This window comes from Agathobaculum sp. (genome assembly GCF_050946325.1).
Taxonomy (GTDB): Bacteria; Bacillota; Clostridia; order Oscillospirales; family Butyricicoccaceae; genus Agathobaculum.
Map to the genome: position 1 here is coordinate 1 of NZ_JBMNUP010000030.1, position 16,639 is coordinate 16,639.

General features: G+C 60.0%; 19 protein-coding genes. 14 read left to right on the top strand and 5 right to left on the bottom strand.

Annotation, left to right across the window (positions count from 1 at the left end):
• From ACOYIE_RS03995 to ACOYIE_RS04015, 5 genes are all read right to left on the bottom strand, one after another.
• Window positions 1-369 (bottom strand): sigma factor (locus ACOYIE_RS03995; protein ID WP_433410871.1); only part of this gene is annotated, 369 nt, incomplete at its 3' end.
• A 52-nt stretch (window positions 370-421) separates the two neighbouring features.
• Entirely contained in the window at window positions 422-1,165 is a 744-nt protein-coding gene (locus ACOYIE_RS04000) for a DUF554 domain-containing protein (RefSeq protein ID WP_433410872.1), read from the bottom strand.
• Between the two features lie 64 nt (window positions 1,166-1,229).
• On the bottom strand, window positions 1,230-1,847 hold the full coding sequence (locus ACOYIE_RS04005) for a permease prefix domain 1-containing protein (protein WP_433410873.1): 618 nt from the start codon (window positions 1,845-1,847) through the stop codon (window positions 1,230-1,232).
• A complete protein-coding gene (locus tag ACOYIE_RS04010) occupies window positions 1,831-2,199 on the bottom strand; it encodes a PadR family transcriptional regulator (protein ID WP_433410874.1) in 369 nt (122 codons plus the stop codon). Before ACOYIE_RS04010 ends, ACOYIE_RS04005 begins: the two co-directional genes overlap by 17 nt.
• 85 nt (window positions 2,200-2,284) lie before the next feature.
• Complete coding sequence (locus ACOYIE_RS04015) at window positions 2,285-3,463, bottom strand: nucleotidyltransferase family protein (RefSeq protein ID WP_433410875.1); 1,179 nt, start codon at window positions 3,461-3,463, stop codon at window positions 2,285-2,287.
• Between the two features lie 157 nt (window positions 3,464-3,620).
• On the opposite strand from ACOYIE_RS04015, the gene ACOYIE_RS04020 reads away from it, so the two are divergent.
• The 14 genes from ACOYIE_RS04020 to ACOYIE_RS04085 all read left to right on the top strand — a co-directional run.
• The gene (locus tag ACOYIE_RS04020; protein ID WP_433410876.1) at window positions 3,621-4,826 is read left to right on the top strand and encodes an acetate/propionate family kinase; all 1,206 of its coding nucleotides are present in this window, start codon (window positions 3,621-3,623) and stop codon (window positions 4,824-4,826) included.
• 61 nt (window positions 4,827-4,887) lie between these two features.
• Window positions 4,888-5,784, top strand: coding sequence for a lysostaphin resistance A-like protein (locus ACOYIE_RS04025; RefSeq protein ID WP_433410877.1), 897 nt, complete (start codon window positions 4,888-4,890; stop codon window positions 5,782-5,784).
• A gap of 12 nt (window positions 5,785-5,796) precedes the next feature.
• Window positions 5,797-6,594 carry a histidinol-phosphatase HisJ family protein gene (locus ACOYIE_RS04030; protein WP_433410878.1) on the top strand — a complete coding sequence of 266 codons (798 nt, stop codon included), beginning with the start codon at window positions 5,797-5,799 and terminating at the stop codon, window positions 6,592-6,594.
• A 20-nt stretch (window positions 6,595-6,614) separates the two neighbouring features.
• The gene (gene ispE, locus ACOYIE_RS04035) at window positions 6,615-7,514 is read left to right on the top strand and encodes a 4-(cytidine 5'-diphospho)-2-C-methyl-D-erythritol kinase (RefSeq protein WP_433410879.1); all 900 of its coding nucleotides are present in this window, start codon (window positions 6,615-6,617) and stop codon (window positions 7,512-7,514) included.
• Window positions 7,515-7,570: 56 nt separating this feature from the next.
• Complete coding sequence (locus ACOYIE_RS04040) at window positions 7,571-7,780, top strand: hypothetical protein (protein ID WP_433410880.1); 210 nt, start codon at window positions 7,571-7,573, stop codon at window positions 7,778-7,780.
• Window positions 7,781-7,853: 73 nt separating this feature from the next.
• Window positions 7,854-8,360: a DUF4330 domain-containing protein gene (locus tag ACOYIE_RS04045; protein ID WP_433410881.1), complete on the top strand. Its 507-nt coding sequence runs from the start codon at window positions 7,854-7,856 to the stop codon at window positions 8,358-8,360.
• A 4-nt stretch (window positions 8,361-8,364) separates the two neighbouring features.
• Window positions 8,365-9,975 (top strand): O-antigen ligase family protein, encoded by a 1,611-nt coding sequence (locus ACOYIE_RS04050; protein WP_433410882.1) that lies wholly within the window; start codon window positions 8,365-8,367, stop codon window positions 9,973-9,975.
• Window positions 9,976-10,450: 475 nt separating this feature from the next.
• Window positions 10,451-11,383 carry a substrate-binding domain-containing protein gene (locus ACOYIE_RS04055; protein ID WP_433410883.1) on the top strand — a complete coding sequence of 311 codons (933 nt, stop codon included), beginning with the start codon at window positions 10,451-10,453 and terminating at the stop codon, window positions 11,381-11,383.
• Between the two features lie 65 nt (window positions 11,384-11,448).
• Window positions 11,449-12,315 (top strand): phosphate ABC transporter permease subunit PstC, encoded by an 867-nt coding sequence (pstC, locus tag ACOYIE_RS04060; protein ID WP_433410884.1) that lies wholly within the window; start codon window positions 11,449-11,451, stop codon window positions 12,313-12,315.
• 56 nt (window positions 12,316-12,371) lie between these two features.
• Window positions 12,372-13,193 carry a phosphate ABC transporter permease PstA gene (gene pstA, locus ACOYIE_RS04065; RefSeq protein ID WP_433410889.1) on the top strand — a complete coding sequence of 274 codons (822 nt, stop codon included), beginning with the start codon at window positions 12,372-12,374 and terminating at the stop codon, window positions 13,191-13,193.
• 14 nt (window positions 13,194-13,207) lie between these two features.
• On the top strand, window positions 13,208-13,960 hold the full coding sequence (pstB, locus tag ACOYIE_RS04070) for a phosphate ABC transporter ATP-binding protein PstB (RefSeq protein WP_433410885.1): 753 nt from the start codon (window positions 13,208-13,210) through the stop codon (window positions 13,958-13,960).
• On the top strand, window positions 13,960-14,598 hold the full coding sequence (gene phoU, locus ACOYIE_RS04075) for a phosphate signaling complex protein PhoU (protein WP_433410886.1): 639 nt from the start codon (window positions 13,960-13,962) through the stop codon (window positions 14,596-14,598). The genes pstB and phoU overlap by 1 nt, the downstream gene beginning before the upstream one ends.
• A 60-nt stretch (window positions 14,599-14,658) precedes the next feature.
• A complete protein-coding gene (locus ACOYIE_RS04080) occupies window positions 14,659-15,348 on the top strand; it encodes a response regulator transcription factor (RefSeq protein WP_433410887.1) in 690 nt (229 codons plus the stop codon).
• Window positions 15,345-16,639, top strand: a 1,295-nt coding sequence (locus tag ACOYIE_RS04085; RefSeq protein ID WP_433410888.1) for a histidine kinase dimerization/phospho-acceptor domain-containing protein, incomplete at its 3' end; no start/stop codon positions are given. The genes ACOYIE_RS04080 and ACOYIE_RS04085, both read left to right, overlap by 4 nt.

Here is a 16,639-nt window from a genome sequence, read left to right on the forward strand (position 1 = left end):
GTACTTCTGCGGCAGCTCCATCACGGCCAGAAACAGGGCGGACTGCTCGGGCGTTTCAAAGCCGAGCGTTTCGGCGTAGTCCTCGATCGGCGCGGTATACCGCCGCCAGGGGGATATCAGATAGCGTTTGCACTCGTTTACCGTTACGCGGATGAGCCAGTGGCGGATGTGCGCCTCGCTTTCAAACGGGGCTGCCGCCTGATAGCATTTGAGCAGCGCAATCTGCGCCATATCGTCCGCATCGGCGGCATTTTTGGTATATTGGAATGCAATGGCAAACAGGTGATCCCGATACCGGCGGACAATGTCCGTAAACTGTGCTTCGTCCATGATGTTCTCCGTCTGCTGTGGTTTGGAAAGGCCTTTCATAGACAATACCCGCGGGAGGGCGGAAATATCACATCAAACCGGAAAAAATTTTTTACAGTGTGCCCAGCGCAGGGAAAAACCGCGCCAGCGCGAAAAACACGACCGGCATCAAAACCGCGGGCAGCAGATTGCCGACCTTGACCTTTTTATCAAACATCAGGTTAAAACCGATGGCAAAAATCAGCACCGAACCGATGCACGAGACCTGGCTGATGAGCGCATCGGTCAGCCAGGGGCGGATGAACCGCGCCAGCAGCGTGATGCCGCCCTGGTACACCGCCAGCGGCAGGATGGAAAGATATACGCCGCGGCCGAGCGAAGCCGCGAAAATGACCGAAGAAACGCCGTCCAGCACGGCTTTGGCGATCAGGATGGAGGGATTGCCGTTCAGGCCGTCCTCCAGCGCGCCGACAATCGCCATCGCGCCCACGCAGAACAGCAGCGAGGCGGTGACAAAGCCCTGCACGAACTGTCCGTCCCCGCCGCCTGAAAAACGGTCCTGGCACCATGCGCCGAAGCGGTTGAGACGGGTTTCAATATCGAGCGCCTCGCCGACAACCGCACCCAGCACCAGACTGAGCACCAGCAGCATGGTGTGCTGCGTGCCGACTGTGCCGTCCGTTACGGTGAGCAGGCCGCTGACCGCCCCGCCGATGCCGATGAAAAAGGTGCACAGGCCGAGCGCCTGCAAAATGGTCGTTTCAAACCGGCGCGGCAGCCCGCCCTTGAGGATGACGCCCAGCGTAGCGCCCGCGGCGATGGTGGCGCAGTTGATTATCGTACCCAGTCCGATCATATAGGAAAACCCCTCTTTTGCTTTACTGTACTAAACTGTATTGTAAAACAAAAGAGGGGGGATGTCAACGATTGCCGCAGGGCTGCGGGGGCGCGGCGGCTTCCAGCGCCAGCGCGATCAGGCAGCAGAGGGGAAAATAGGCGAGCGGGATCTCCCAGCACAGGCCGTGCCAGGTGCCGAGGAGCAGATACAGCACGCAGGCGGTGGGCAGCGATATGCCGAGGAAAAGCACCGAACGGCGCAGCGGGACGCCGCGGCGGGCGGCCTGCCGGCAGGCCAGCTGGTACAAAGCGAACACAACGGCAATGCCTGCGGCCGTATATTTGATGAGCCACCAGACCTGCGCATTGTCCAGCAGGGAGGAGGTGAAGCACAGCCGGGCGGCGATCATGACAAGCGGCACCAGCGTGAGCGGGGCGAGCGCGGGAAGGACACGTCTTGCCGGCGCGGGGGCTGACGCTGCGGCAGGCGCCTGTGCGCCGAACTGCTCCCGCAGCTCCTCGCCTGAGCCGATGGACGCAATCACGATGCCGGTCGCCTCCTCCTCGTTCCTGCCCTCCTCCAGCAGGGCGCGGAATTTTTCCTCCAGATTGGCCAGCATGTCGTCCTTGACGCGCAGAACATCCTCGCACTGCGGCAAAACGGCGAACAATGCCTCCACATAGTTATGAATGGCTTCCATCTTTCATATCCTCCTTTGCAAAACAGTCCACTACGGTTTTCAGAATGCGCCATTCGGCGCATTTGGCGGCATAGGCCTTGCGGCCGTCGTCCGTGATGGTGTAATAGGTGCGCGGCCTGCCCTGTGTTTCGCTGCCCTGATAGGGCGCGATATAACCCTGCTTTTCCAGCCGTCCGAACGCGGCATACAGCGTGGTCTCCTTGATCGGGTACCTTCCGCCGCTGCGGCGCTCAATTTCGCGTGAGATCGCGTAGCCGTAGCTGTCGTCCTCACACAGCAGGCACAGGATGAGCATATCATTATAACCGCGCATCACATCGCTGCCGAGCACAGGCTCACCTCCATACTTCATCTGATGGAGTAATCATAGCAGAATTACTCTATCAGGTCAAGTAGATGCGCGAAAATTTTTCCCGCCGGGCAGAGGCGGCGGGACATCAGCCTTGCGGCAGATAAAACGGGGCTTGGCGGTAATGGATGCCGCCTGCGCGCTGCGCGGTATCCGGCAAAGCCAGCGCGAACAGGTCATCGGCAAAAGCGTCGCGGCGCAGCGCGGGCTGTACGGCGTCCGGCAGGCGTTTTTCCGTTACCGGCTTGACGATGAGGGGCAGGGCGGTATGCGCCCCAGCGCGGCGGAGCACGGCGCGGCCTCTCGGCCCGATGGCAAGGATGCGTATATACTGCGGCTGCACGGCTTCCCCCGCCGGAATGCCGAGCACGGCGCGCAGCAGGGCGCGGCGCACCCGCGCGGCAGGAAAGCGGCGTGTGCGTGCGCGTGCGACCGCATCGGCAAAGGAAACGGCCTGATACACCGCGTTTTGCAGACGCTCGTCAAAGCCGTCCGCCGTGCCGGAGGACAGGCGGCCCTGCATGAGCGCGGTGCGCGCCAGCGCGAGCAGCACCCCGTCCGGCAGGGAGACGGGCGCCTGTCCCGCCGCCGCGGCGCGCTGCCAGACCGCCTGCGCCTCGGGCGGCAGAAACGGACGGCAGAAGCTGTCGTCCCCTGCGCGCAGGTGCTGCCGCAGCAGGCTGGCCGAGGCAAAACCGGCGCCCGGCGCGGCGGCATCGTGTGCTGCGCCCTGCCGGGCGACGGCGAGCGGGCGCATTCCGTAAGGCAGCGCCGCGCGGCAGTATTCCACGGCAAGCGTGTTGTTCGGATGGTCCAGCAGGGCGGCGGCGGCAGGGTCAAGGCAGCGCAGCTCGGCCTGCCGCTGTGCGGCATAGGATAGGGGCGCGGCCGCGCCGGTCAGCGGCAGGGCGTCCAGCGCCTGTGCCGCGCGCTGGAGCAGGGAAACGTCGGGGTGCTCCGCCCCGAACGACAGGGTATCGCAGCCCAGCGCGTGCAGCAGGGCGACGGCGCCGCGCGCAAACCCCTCCGCCGAGCAAAGCGCGGCGGCAAGCGGCAGCTCGATGACGAGGTCGGCGCCGCACCGCACGGCCATTTCCGCGCGGGCATACTTGCCCAGCACGGCAAAATCGCCGCGCTGCACAAAATTGCCGCTCATCGCGCATACGATGGCGGTATCCTCTCCCAGCAGGCGGCGCGTTTGCGCGATGTGGTAGGCGTGCCCCGTGTGAAACGGGTTATATTCGGCTGTGATGCCGCAAATTTGCATGGAGACCTCCTTGAAAAGACACAGGTTTCGCGCAGAACGCGGAAAATATGGCTTGTACTATCCGGAAAAATCGTGTAAAATAGCAGTATACGATTATTATATCGGCTTCTGCGGCTTGATGCAAGCCGCTAAAATACGGCATGAGGGAGTTTTGTAAATGAAAGTTCTGGTTATCAACGCCGGCAGCTCTTCGCTGAAGTATCAGCTGCTTGATACTACTTCGGGCGAAGTGATGGCAAAGGGCCTGTGCGAGCGCATCGGTATTGACGGCGTACTGACGCATACCGGCAACAAGTCGGATGAAAAGTTTAAGTTTGATATTGCGATGCCGACCCATAAGGAAGCGATTCAGTCGGTTATCAACGTGCTGCTCGATCCCGAAAAGGGCGTCATTTCCTCGATGAGCGAGATTGACGCGGTTGGCCACCGCGTGGTACACGGCGGCGAATTCTTCTCGGACAGCGTCATTATCACCGAAAAGGTTCTCAAGGCGATTGAGGACTGCGTACCGCTGGCGCCGCTGCACAACCCGCCCAACCTGATCGGCATTGAGGCCTGCCGCGAGGTTATGGGCGATGTGCCGATGGTTGCTGTGTTTGACACTGCGTTCCATCAGACCATGCCGCAGTCGCACTATATGTATGCGATTCCCTATGAGTACTATCAGAAGTACAAGATCCGCCGCTACGGCTTCCACGGCACCAGCCACAAGTACGTTTCCCAGCAGGCGGCGGAGATGCTCGGCCGTCCGCTGGAGGATCTCAAGCTGATCACCTGCCATCTGGGCAACGGCTCTTCCATCTGCGCCATCAACGGCGGCAAGAGCTACGATACCTCGATGGGCTTTACCCCGCTGGACGGTCTGCCGATGGGCACCCGCGCCGGCAACCTTGACCCTGCAATCATCGAATTCCTGTCCGAGCATGAAAACCTTTCGGCGGCACAGGTCATCAACATCCTGAACAAGAAATCCGGTATGCTGGGTATTTCGGGCGTTTCGTCCGACTTCCGCGACCTGGATACCGCGATTGATGACGGCAATGCCCGCGCTGCGCTCGCCAAGGATATGTTCAACCTGTCGGTTAAGAAGATCATCGGTTCCTACATTGCCGAAATGGGCGGCGTGGACGCCATCATCTTCACCGCCGGCGTTGGTGAGAATGACCGTTCGGTTCGCTGGGATGTTTGCGAGCATATGGAATATCTCGGCATCAAGATCGATCCGGAGAAGAACAAGTACCGCGGCAAGCAGATGGATATTTCCATTGACTATGCGCGTGTGCGCGTACTGGTTATCCCGACCAATGAAGAGCTGATGATCGCCAAGGACACTGAGCGCCTGGTGAACGAAGCCAAACAGTAAATTTTGATACAGAAGGCAGGGCGGGCGAAAGGGCTTGCCCTGCCTTTTTTCCGGAGGATTTATGCAGGAATGTGATTGGAAACAGGAGCGGAAATACTGCTCGCGCCTGGGCCTTGCGCTGGCGCTGGTTATGCTGTGGGCGCTTGCGTGGCAGTTTGGCCTGGCGCTGATTGACCAGCTGCTGCCGGCGCCGATGCCGGACGGCGTGTATTATGTGCTGGTGCTGGTGGGGCATTATGCCGTTTCGCTGCCGGCGGCGTATGCGCTGTGCCGCAGCGTGCCGCGGCTGCCTTTTTGCAGAGAGACGCCCGCGCCGCGCCGCATGGGCCGCTGGCTGGTCATCGGCCTGTCGATGATGTTTTTTGGCTCGCTGCTGGGCACGGCGGCGAATAACCTGGCCTATCGTCTGTCCGGACGGGAGCCGGTTGACCTGGTGGAGCAGGCGATGGGACAATTATCGCCGGGGGTTGTGCTGCTGGTTGCATGTATCATAGGGCCGGTCTGCGAGGAACTGCTGTTCCGCGGCCTGCTGGCCGGCCGCCTGGCACGGTATGGGCAGAAGCCGGGCGCGTTGGTTTCCGCGCTGCTGTTCGGCCTGTTTCACGCCAATCTGGAGCAGTTTTTCTACGCCTTTCTGCTGGGCCTGCTGCTGGCCTATGCTTATTACCGCACGGGCAGCCTGGGCGCGCCCATCGTGCTGCATATGCTGTATAACCTGATCGGTTCGGGCATACCCGTGCTGCTGGTGCCGACGGTGGGCATGGCCCTGCTGTACAGCGTCGCATGGATTGCCGTTGCGATAACCGGTCTGGTGCTGCTGGTGCGCGGGCGCAAGGCGGGCGTGTGGCTGCATGGACCGTGTCCGCCTTCGATGGGCGCGGTGTTCGGCAATGCGGGCATGCTGTTTGCGGTTGTCATCTGTTTTGTGCAGCTTGCCGTTAACTTTGTTCTGGTGTGAGGAGGATTCGGTATGCGGGTTGATCTGCATATGCATACGGCGTATTCCGTGGATGCCGAACGGCCGCAGAGCCCGGCGGACAAGGTGCGCGCCTGTATCGCGCACGGGCTGGATATTGTTGCCCTGACCGACCACTGGGACTATTTTTACAACCGCGCGCCCTCGGAAAACAGGGATGTGGAGGCCTGCCTGCGCGAGACGTGGGCGGCCAAAGAGCAGTTTTCCGGACAGATTGAGGTGCTGGCCGGCATTGAAATCGGAGAAATCCATGCCAGTCCGGCGGCGGATGCGTTCATCCGTGCGCATTCGCTCGATATGGTCATCGGTTCGCTGCATGCCATGCCGAATGATCTGGATATTTATTTTCACGATTTTGCGCATCTCAACTGCGATGCGTTTCTCCGTGCGTATTTTGCGGAACTGCTCCGGATGGAGCGGCACGGCGGGTTTGATGTGCTGGCGCATATCGACTATCCGCTGCGCGTGATGCGCCATGGGGACTATGTGCCCTCGTTCGACCAGTATATGGACAGGGTGGAGCAGGTGCTGCGCGAATGCATTGCGCGCGGCTATGCGCTGGAGCTGAACGCGGCCGGCATTGCGGGCTGGCAGAAGCGCGTCGGCCCGCCGCAGAATATTTTGTACGAATACCGGCGCCTCGGGGGCGAGCGCATTTCCATCGGTTCGGATTCGCATGCGCTGGATACGGTCGGCCGCGGCGTGGAGGACTGCGTGCGGAATGCCAGGGACGCAGGGTTTCACGCGGTTACGGTGTTCCGCGGGCGGAGACCGGAACAGGCTGCAATCTAATAGCAAAGCTGGGAGACTATATGCTTTTTGGAAAGAAACAGGAGGAAACGCGCGCGGAAATGACGGTGCAGGCGCGCGCGAAAATCAATTTGACGCTGGATGTGACAGGCCGGCGGGAGGATGGATATCATCTGGTGCAGATGGTGATGCAGACGGTTGCGCTGCATGACGATATCCGCGTGACGACGATTCATGGCGAAAAAAAGCCGCAGGGCATTGTGCTGCACAGCAATTTGCCCTATCTGCCGGTGGATGAGCGCAATCTGGCGTACCGCGCGGCCGAACTGTTCTATGCGCGCACGGGCGCGCTGCTGGGCACATGCGAAATTGAGATGACAAAGCGCATCCCCGTGGCGGCCGGTCTGGCCGGCGGGTCGACGGACGCGGCGGCTGTGCTGCGCGCGCTCAATGCGCTGCACGGCACGGGCCTTACCCTGGACGAACTGTGCGAAATGGGGCTGAAGCTCGGCGCGGACGTGCCGTACTGCCTGCGCGGCGGCACCATGCTGGCCGAGGGCATCGGCGAAAAGCTGACCGCGCTGCCGCCCATGCCGCACTGCTGGGTGGTGCTGTGCAAACCGCCCTTTGCCGTCTCCACCAAAGAGGTTTACCGGCAGATAGACGAAACGGAGATCCCCGTGCGGCCGGACACCGCAGGTATGCTGCGCGCGCTGGAGCAGGGCGATTTTGCAGGCGTTGCAAAGCGTCTGTGCAATGTGATGGAGCGCGTTACGGCAGAAAAACGCCGCCAGATCGGAGAAATTCAGGCCGCGCTGCGGGAAAACGGCGCGGACGGTACGCTGATGAGCGGTTCCGGACCGACCGTATACGGCCTGTTTTCAGATGAAAGCCGCGCCAGAACGGCGGCCAAAATGCTCGGCCGCCGCTTTGCAGATACATTTTTGACCGAAACCGTATAAGCATGCCGCCTTCCGGACATACTGGGGACACCAGTAATCGGGAGGCGGTTTTTTTGATGGACAGGCAGAACAGAGAGGCGCTTGCGGCCGTGATTGCAGCAGTTTGTCTGCTGGCTGCGGCGGCATTTGAACCGGCAGGGGCGCGCAGCGCATGGTGGTGTACGTCGTTTTCTGTGGTTTGCAGCGAGGCCATGGAGCAGCAAAACGCGCCGCAGGTGGAATTCCGCTGCCGGCTGGCCGGCCTGTGGCGGGCGCTGCGGGGATAAAGGTCTTGTACGCACCCCCTGAACTGTGCTATAATCAACAAATAAGCGAAATATATCACAGCGGAGGGAAACTATGAAAATTATCAACGAAAAGGGCAAGCTGTTCGGCGTAATCAACATCGTCGACCTGCTTGTGCTGCTCGCCGTCATTGCGGTGGCCGCAGGCGTTGGCTATAAGCTGTTTGCACCCAAAATTGCCGAGGCGACCAGCCCGCAGGTGGAGATGACGGCCGTCATCCGTGTGCGCGGCGCAACGCCTTTCCTGGTTGCGGAAGTGGAGCGCAACAGCCAGGTTGGCAAAAAGCTGGTCAGCGGCAACGAGTATGTGAACGCGACCATTGAGAGCATGGAGATCGAAGACTATCGCCAGCAGATGCCGACGGCGGACGGACAGATCGTCACGTCGGTCGATCCGGACAAGAAGGACCTGGTTTTCACCATCAAGACCACGGTAGCCAAGGACACACCGGCGCCCAAAATCGGCACGCAGGAAGTGCGCGCCGGCCGCACGTTCATTTTGAAGACCAACGATTTTGAGACGACCGGCAACATTGACTCGGTCGACTTTGCGGACGAATAAGCCTATGAAAGCAATGTGGGAAAACAGCCTGCTGGTGCGGCTGCTGCTGCGCCTGCGGGAATGGTATCACGCGGGCGCGATTGCGGGATTTTTCCGCAGTTTTCATCGGGCCTATCCGCATTCGCGTTTCCGGCGGATGTGGGACGGCTTTTGCGCCGCGCCTGTCTGCACGGCGGCAAACAGCGGTTATGCGCGTCTGCTTGCCGCGCTGCGCCGGTTTGTCGAATACCTGGGCGATGTGACGCGGCAGAGCTTCATTTACCGCGCCTGCCTTGCGGTCTGGAAGCCGGTGAGCGCATTTCTCGGCGGCGGCGTGGTTGGGCGCGTGCTGCGCTTTTTTGGTGTGCGCGGCCTGCTGCTGGTCTGTCTGGCGCTGTATCTGCCGTTGGATGTACTGATTCGGTGGTTGTCGACGACACGGGGATATTTGCCCGGATTCATTGGCTCTGTATGGGACGAGGGCATGATGCTCGCGGCGTTTGCCTATATTTTGTGGCACACGGCCATGCGGCGCGCGCCGCTGCAAAGCCGCGCTACGCCCGTGGACGCCTACCTGCTGCTGTTCATCGGCGTGGGCTTCTTTCTGATGTGCGCGGTGTCGCCCTACCCCTCGATCGCGCTGGACGGCTACCGCGCGGTGGTGCAGTACCTGTTCTGGTTCTTCCTGGTCACGCGGCTGATTGAGGATGACCGTGATTTCGGTATTTTCTACGGTACGCTCGTCGTAATGGCGGTGCTGATCGGCCTGCACGGCATTTATCAGTTCATTGTGGCGGCGCCCATTCCGGCGGGCTGGGTTTCGCAGACCGAGGAGAGCGTGCGCACGCGCGTCTATTCGATCACGGGCAGCCCGAATATCATGGGCAGCTTTCTGGTGCTGTTTGCGCCGATGGTGGCCGGCATCGCCTATTACAGCAAAAAGCTGTGGGTCAAGGTGCTGGCGATCTGCTGCACGGGCATGATGTGCCTGTCCATTATCTTCACCTTTTCCAAGGGCGCGTGGGGCGGCCTTGCGGTTGCGGTAATCGTGTTCGCCGTCTTTTTGGACCGCCGCCTGATCGCGCTGATGGGCGTGGCCGGCGCGGGCGCGCTGATTGCCATTCCGTCCATTGCCAACCGCATCACCTATCTGTTCACTGCGGACTATGTGGAGGCCAGCCAGCGCGCCGGCCGCATGGTGCGGTGGGAGACCGGTCTCGACCTGCTGCATGAGTCCAATCCGTGGCTGGGCTTCGGCCTTGGACGGTTTGGCGGCGCGGTTGCGATGCAGAACAAAATTATTGAGGAAACGGATACGTTTTCTTATTTTTACATGGATAACTACTATCTCAAAACGCTGGTGGAGATGGGATACCTCGGTCTGATTTTCTTTATTGTGCTGCTGTTTGGGCTGGTGCTGTGGTGCCTGCGCGCCATTGGCCGCACAAAGTTTAACGAGACCGACCGCTCGCGCGTGCTGGCGGTATCCATGTTTGCGGGCATGTGCGGGGTATTGGTACACTGCTATTTTGAGAATATTTTTGAAGTGCCGTATATGATGGCCTACTTCTGGTCGCTTGCGGCGGCGGTGCTTTATCTGGGATATTTCCGGAAAAAACGGAATACCGCCGGATAGCAAAGCCGTCTGAAACAGCCGGAGGATAAAGCCCGCCGGCTGTTTCAGCTTGTCGAAAAAATATCTTGCCGACGAGTATCCGCAATACGCGCAGCAGCGCGCATCAAACAGCATTTGCAGCGCAAATGCATAAAAAGTCAGGACACAAGGTGAATTGGCCGCAGGCCAAGAGCGGGTGGCCTGGGCCGTGTGCCTGACTTTTTATACTTTTAAGAGAGAAAAAGTTTCTGTACAGGAACTTTTTGCTCGTCCATGCTTGGCGTTGTCCAAACACAGATTGTCGGAAAAACGAAGTTTTCGACAGTTTCAAACAGCCGGAGGGTTTTGCCCTCCGGCTGTTTTTTTGCCTGTTTTACACAAGGGAATTTATTTTACATGGATTTTACCTGTTCGCGCTTTTGCATTTTACATTGCCCCATTAAGATAATTTTGTAAAGAAAAAACAAGTATGCAATGCAAAAGGAGAAATTCAGTTATGAAAAAGACCATATCCCTGATGCTCGCCGGCCTGATGCTGTGCGGCGCGCTGACCGCCTGCGGCGGCAATGATGAGACGGGCGAGCAGCAGCATGGCGGCGCGGACGCTGCGGCGGACGCGGCAGCAGACGCGCAGCCGGAGGGCGGCGTTTCCGGTGCGATCACCGTGATCTCCCGCGAGGACGGCTCGGGCACGCGCGGCGCGTTTGTTGAGCTGACCGGCGTGGAAGAAAAGAACGACGCCGGCGAAAAGGTTGACAACACCACGGCGGACGCCGAGATCGCCAGCAAAACCAGCGTAGTACTGACCAGCGTGGCCGGCAATGAAAAGGCCATCGGCTATGTTTCGCTCGGCGCGCTCAACGATACGGTCAAGGCGCTCAAGGTGGACGGCGCGGAAGCGACTGCCGAGCATGTGAAGGACGGCAGCTACACGCTGGCGCGTCCCTTCAACATAGCGACCAAGGGCCAGCCGACCGGCGTTGCCGCGGACTTCATGGCCTTTATCATGAGCGCGGACGGCCAGCAGATCATCGAGGACGAGGGCTACATCAAGGTAAACGACGCGGCGGAAGCCTTTAAAACGGACGGTTCTTCCGGCCAGATCGCAGTTGGCGGTTCCTCTTCGGTTTCCCCTGTGATGGAAAAGCTGGCGGAGGCATATCAGGCAGCCAACCCGAACGCCAAGATCGAATTGCAGGAATCCGACTCCACTTCGGGCATGACCGGCGCGATGGACGGTACCTTTGATATCGGCATGGCCTCCCGCGAGCTGAAGGAGGAAGAGAGCGCCGCGCTGACCGGCACGGCGATTGCAATGGACGGCATTGCGGTCATCGTCAATCCGGCCAACACGCTTGAGGGCCTGAGCATCGACCAGATCAAGAGCGTTTACGTTGGCGACGTGACCGAGTGGGACGAGCTGGCCTAACAGTGATACGGATACGCGGCAGGGCGGACGTGCTTCGCCCTGCCCGCTGCATATCGGGTGAGAATATGAAAAATTTTGGGGAAAAGCTGATGCGCGGCGTGTTTTTTGTGTGCGCGCTGGCTTCGATTTTCGCGGTTGTGATGATCTGCATTTTCCTGTTTGCAAACGGTATTCCGGCCATCCGTGAAATCGGCGCGCTGGATTTTTTGACCGGTACCAAATGGAAACCGGGCAATGATATTTACGGCATCCTGCCGATGATCGTCGGCAGCATTTATATCACCGCGGGCGCAATTCTGATCGGTGTGCCGGTCGGCCTGCTGACGGCGGTGTTCATGGCGTTTTACTGCCCGAAGAATGCGTACCGCCTGCTCAAGCCCTGCACCGAGCTGCTGGCGGGCATCCCCTCCATCGTATACGGCTTTTTCGGGATGATCGTCATTGTGCCGGCGGTGCGCGAGGCGGCGGCGCTGTTCGGCGCGGATATTTCGGGTTCGAGCATCCTTTCCGCCTCCATTCTGCTGGGCGTGATGATTTTGCCGACTATTATCGGCGTGGCCGAATCCGCGCTGCGCGCTGTGCCGCAGAACTATTATGAGGGCGCGGTCGCCATGGGTGCAACGCATGAACGGGCGGTGTTCTCGGTCATGCTGCCGGCGGCCAAGTCGGGCGTACTGGCCTCGATCGTGCTGGGCGTGGGCCGCGCCATCGGTGAGACGATGGCGGTCGTCATGGTTGCGGGCAACCAGCCGCGCCTGACCGGCAACGTGCTCAAGGGCATCCGCACGCTGACCGCCAACATCGTGCAGGAGATGGGCTATGCCACCGGCCTGCACCGCGAGGCGCTCATCGCCACGGGCTGCGTGCTGTTTGTGTTTATTCTGCTCATCAACCTGACGTTTTCTGTGCTCAAAAGGAGGAAGGACGCATGACCGGACCTGCGATACTCGGCGCGGCGGCCCGCCGGAGAGCCGAAACAAAAACCGAAATGCGGCCCTCCTATGGCCGCGGCCGCGCAAAGCTGCAAAAAGGGCTGGTATACGGCGCGGCGGTTATCACGTTTGCCGCTTTGCTGTTTTTGATCGGCTATATCCTCATCAGCGGCATCCCGCACCTGAAACCTTCTCTGTTTGCGCTGCAATACACTTCGGAAAACGCCTCCATGCTGCCTGCGATGATCACGACCGTCGAAATGACCGTGCTGGCGCTGCTGATTGCCGTGCCGTTCGGTCTGTTCACAGCGATTTACCTGAATGAGTATGCCGCGCGCGGCAGCCGGCTGGTCAATGTCATCCGGATTACCACGGAAACGCTGTCCGGCATTCCGTCCATCGTGTTCGGTCTGTTCGGCATGCTGACCTTTCGCGTGATTTGGGGATACTCTCTGCTGGCGGGCGCAATGACGCTGGCGATTATGATTTTGCCGCTCATCATGCGCACGGCGGAGGAAGCGCTGATGGCAGTGCCGGATTCCTTCCGCGAAGCCTCGTTCGGCCTGGGCGCGGGACGGCTGCGCACCGTGTTCCGCATCGTGCTGCCCAGCGCGATGCCGGGCATTCTTTCGGGCGTCATTCTCGGCATCGGCCGCATCGTGGGCGAGACCGCGGCGCTGATTTTTACCGCCGGCACGATGGCGCAGATTCCCGGGCTGTTGCAGTCCGGACGGACGCTTGCCATCCACATGTATGTGCTTTCTGGCGAGGGGCTGCACATGAACGAGGCCTATGCGACTGCGGTTGTGCTGCTGGTTGTGGTGCTGATTATGAATACGCTGTCCGCGCTTGTGGCGAAAAAGCTCACCAAAAAATAATGGAGACGGAATAAATGGAGAATAAAATTGAAATTCGGAACATGAATCTGCACTACGGCAGCTTTCATGCGCTGCACGATATCGACCTGAACATCAAGGCAAATGAGATCACCGCGTTTATCGGGCCGTCCGGCTGCGGCAAGTCCACGCTTTTACGCTCGCTCAACCGGATGAACGATCTGGTGGAAGGCTGCAAAATTACGGGCGATATCCGGCTCGACGGCGAGGATATTTATAAGGACTGTGACGTAAACCTGCTGCGCAAGCGCGTGGGTATGGTGTTCCAGAAGCCCAATCCGTTCCCAATGTCGATTTATGACAACATCGCATACGGGCCGCGCACGCACGGCATCAAAAGCCGCGTAAGGCTCGATGAGATCATCGAGACTTCGCTGCGCGGCGCAGCCATTTGGGATGAGACCAAGGACTGCCTGAAAAAATCCGCGCTGTCCATGTCGGGCGGACAGCAGCAGCGCATCTGTATTGCGCGCGCGCTGGCCGCCGAGCCTGAGGTGCTGCTGATGGACGAGCCGACTTCGGCGCTCGACCCGATCTCGACCTCTAAAATTGAGGACCTTGTGCTGGAGCTGAAAAAGGATTATACTATCGTCATGGTAACGCACAATATGCAGCAGGCCATCCGCGTATCCGATACGACCGCGTTCTTCCTGCTTGGTGAGATCGTGGAAACGGGCGATACGGAAACGCTGTTTTCCGTGCCCAGGGACAAGCGCACCGAGGATTACATTACGGGGAGGTTCGGCTGATGCGCAACCGGTTTGATACCCAGCTCATGGAACTGAACAACGAACTGATCGCCATGGGCGCATTGTGTGAAAATGCGATTGCAAGCTCGGTCAAGGCGCTGCTGACGGGCGATCAGAAGCTGGCCGCCGCAGCCATCCGCATAGACCAGGAAATCGACCAGAAGGAGCGCGAAATTGAGTCCATGTGCCTCAAGCTGCTGCTGCAGCAGCAGCCGGTGGCAAGGGATCTGCGGCTGATTTCGGCTGTTTTGAAAATGATTACCGATATTGAGCGCATCGGCGATCAGGCGGGCGATATTGCGGAGATTGTCACCTATTTATCGGATGCATGCGGACACAACCGGCATATTGACGAGATGGCGCAGGCCACGATCAAAATGGTGACGGACGCGCTGGACGCCTTTGTGCGCCGTGATTTGCAGCTTGCATGGAGCGTAATCGAGTATGACGACGTGGTGGACGGCCTGTTTGCCGAATGTAAGAAAGACCTGATTGCCGAGGTGGCGGCCAACCCGTCGGACGGCGAGCGGGTGCTGGACATTCTGATGATCGCCAAGTATCTGGAGCGTATCGGCGACCACGCGACCAATATTGCCGAGTGGGTGGATTTTTCCATCACGGGCACCCATAAGGGATAGCGCAGAAAACACGTTTGGCGCGGCAGCGCGGAAAGAAACGGGAAAAGGACGGGAATGAGCATGATTTACTGTGTGGAGGATGATGCAGGCATCCGCGAACTGGTCGTGTATACGCTGCAAAATACAGGACTGGAGGCAAAGGGCTTTGCCGACGGCACGGCGCTGTTTGCCGCGCTGCGGACGGAAACGCCCGATCTGATCCTGCTGGATATCATGCTGCCCGGCGAAGACGGCATTTCCATTTTGCGCCGCCTGCGCACCATGCAGCCGACCGCCGCGCTGCCGGTCATTCTGCTGACGGCGAAAAACACCGAGTACGATAAGGTGGTCGGTTTGGACAGCGGCGCGGATGATTACATCGCCAAGCCCTTCGGTATGATGGAGCTGGTTGCGCGCGTCCGCGCGGTGCTGCGGCGCACACAGTCGGGCAGCGGCAGTCCGGCGGAACAGTCCAGCCTGCTTTCCGTCGGCTGCGTCTGCGTGGACGAGCGGGCGCACAGCGTGCAGGTGAACGGGCAGGAAGTGCAGCTGACGCTGAAAGAGTATCAGCTGCTCTGCCTGCTGATGCGCAACCGCGGCGCGGTGCTGACGCGCGATGTGCTGCTGGAAAATATCTGGGGCTACGGGAGCGAGAGCGAGACCCGAACCGTCGACGTGCATATCCGCACCCTGCGGCAAAAACTTGGCGCGGGCGGCGCGCTGATTGAAACGGTGCGCGGCGTTGGCTACCGGATGGGAGACCGCAGATGAGAAAACGCATTTTCAGCAGCATTTTTCTGACCGCATTCATCACGCTGCTGCTGACGGCAGGACTGCTGCTGGCAGCGGTATATTCCGGTCTGTCGCGCGATGTGCGCGAGCGGCTGGAAGATGAGAGCAGCCATATTGCCGCGATCATAGAAGAGATCGGCAGCGGCGCGCTGGGCGAGGTTGGCCGCAGCTATGCGGACCGCATTACGGTGATTGCGGCAAATGGCGCCGTATTGTATGATAACCGCACGGACGCGGCGTCCATGGAAAACCATCTGGTCCGGCCCGAGGTGGCCGCCGCGCTGCAAACGGGCGTCGGTCAGTCGAGCCGTCTGTCGGATACGCTGGAGACGCAGACCTATTACCACGCCCGCCGCCTGGAGGACGGCACGGTGCTGCGCGTTGCTTCAACGGCGGACAGCGCCTTCGGCGCGCTGTCAAGCGCTTCGCCGTGGATTGTGCTGATTGTGCTGCTGGCGCTGCTGGTGGCCGCGCTGCTGGCAGGGCGGCTGACAGGCGCGTTTATCGCGCCGATTGCCGCGCTGGATTTGCAGGATCCGCTGAAAAATGAGGCGTATGATGAACTTTCACCGCTTTTGCAGCGTATGGCGAAACAGAACAGGAAGATTGAGATACAAATGCGGGAACTGAAGCGGCGGCAGGCGGAATTTGACGATGTGACCGCCCGTATGGACGAGGGGCTGGTGCTGTTTTCTCCGGCAGGTGAAATTGTGTTCGCCAACCGCGCAGCCTGCGCGCTTTTTCCGGAGGACAGCGCGAAAGGCAGCTATCTGAACCTCTGCCGTGATGCGGAATATGTCCGCGTGGTCCGGCAGGCGCTGGACGGCGCGCATGCGCACGGCAGAATGGAGAAAAACGGACGTGTGTATGAGCTGACGGCCAGCTCGGCCGGCGAGCAGGGGCCGGAGCATGCCGCGGCGCTGTTTCTGGTGGATGTGACCGAGCGCGAGCAGGCGGAACAGCAGCGGCGGGAGTTTTCCGCCAACGTGTCCCACGAACTGAAAACGCCGCTGACCAGCATTATGGGTTATGCAGAAATTATGGAAAACGGCATCGTCAAACCGGAGGATATCGGCCGGTTTTCCGGCAAGATACGCGCCGAAGCCGTGCGGCTTTTGGGGCTGATTGAGGATATTATCCGGCTGTCTCAGCTGGACGAGGGCGGCGCGGCCGGTGATTTTGCGCCCGTCGGCCTGCTGGCCCTGTGCGGCAGTGTGCGGGACCGTCTGCTGCACAAGGCTGCGGAAAACAGGGTGACGCTGACCGTAGA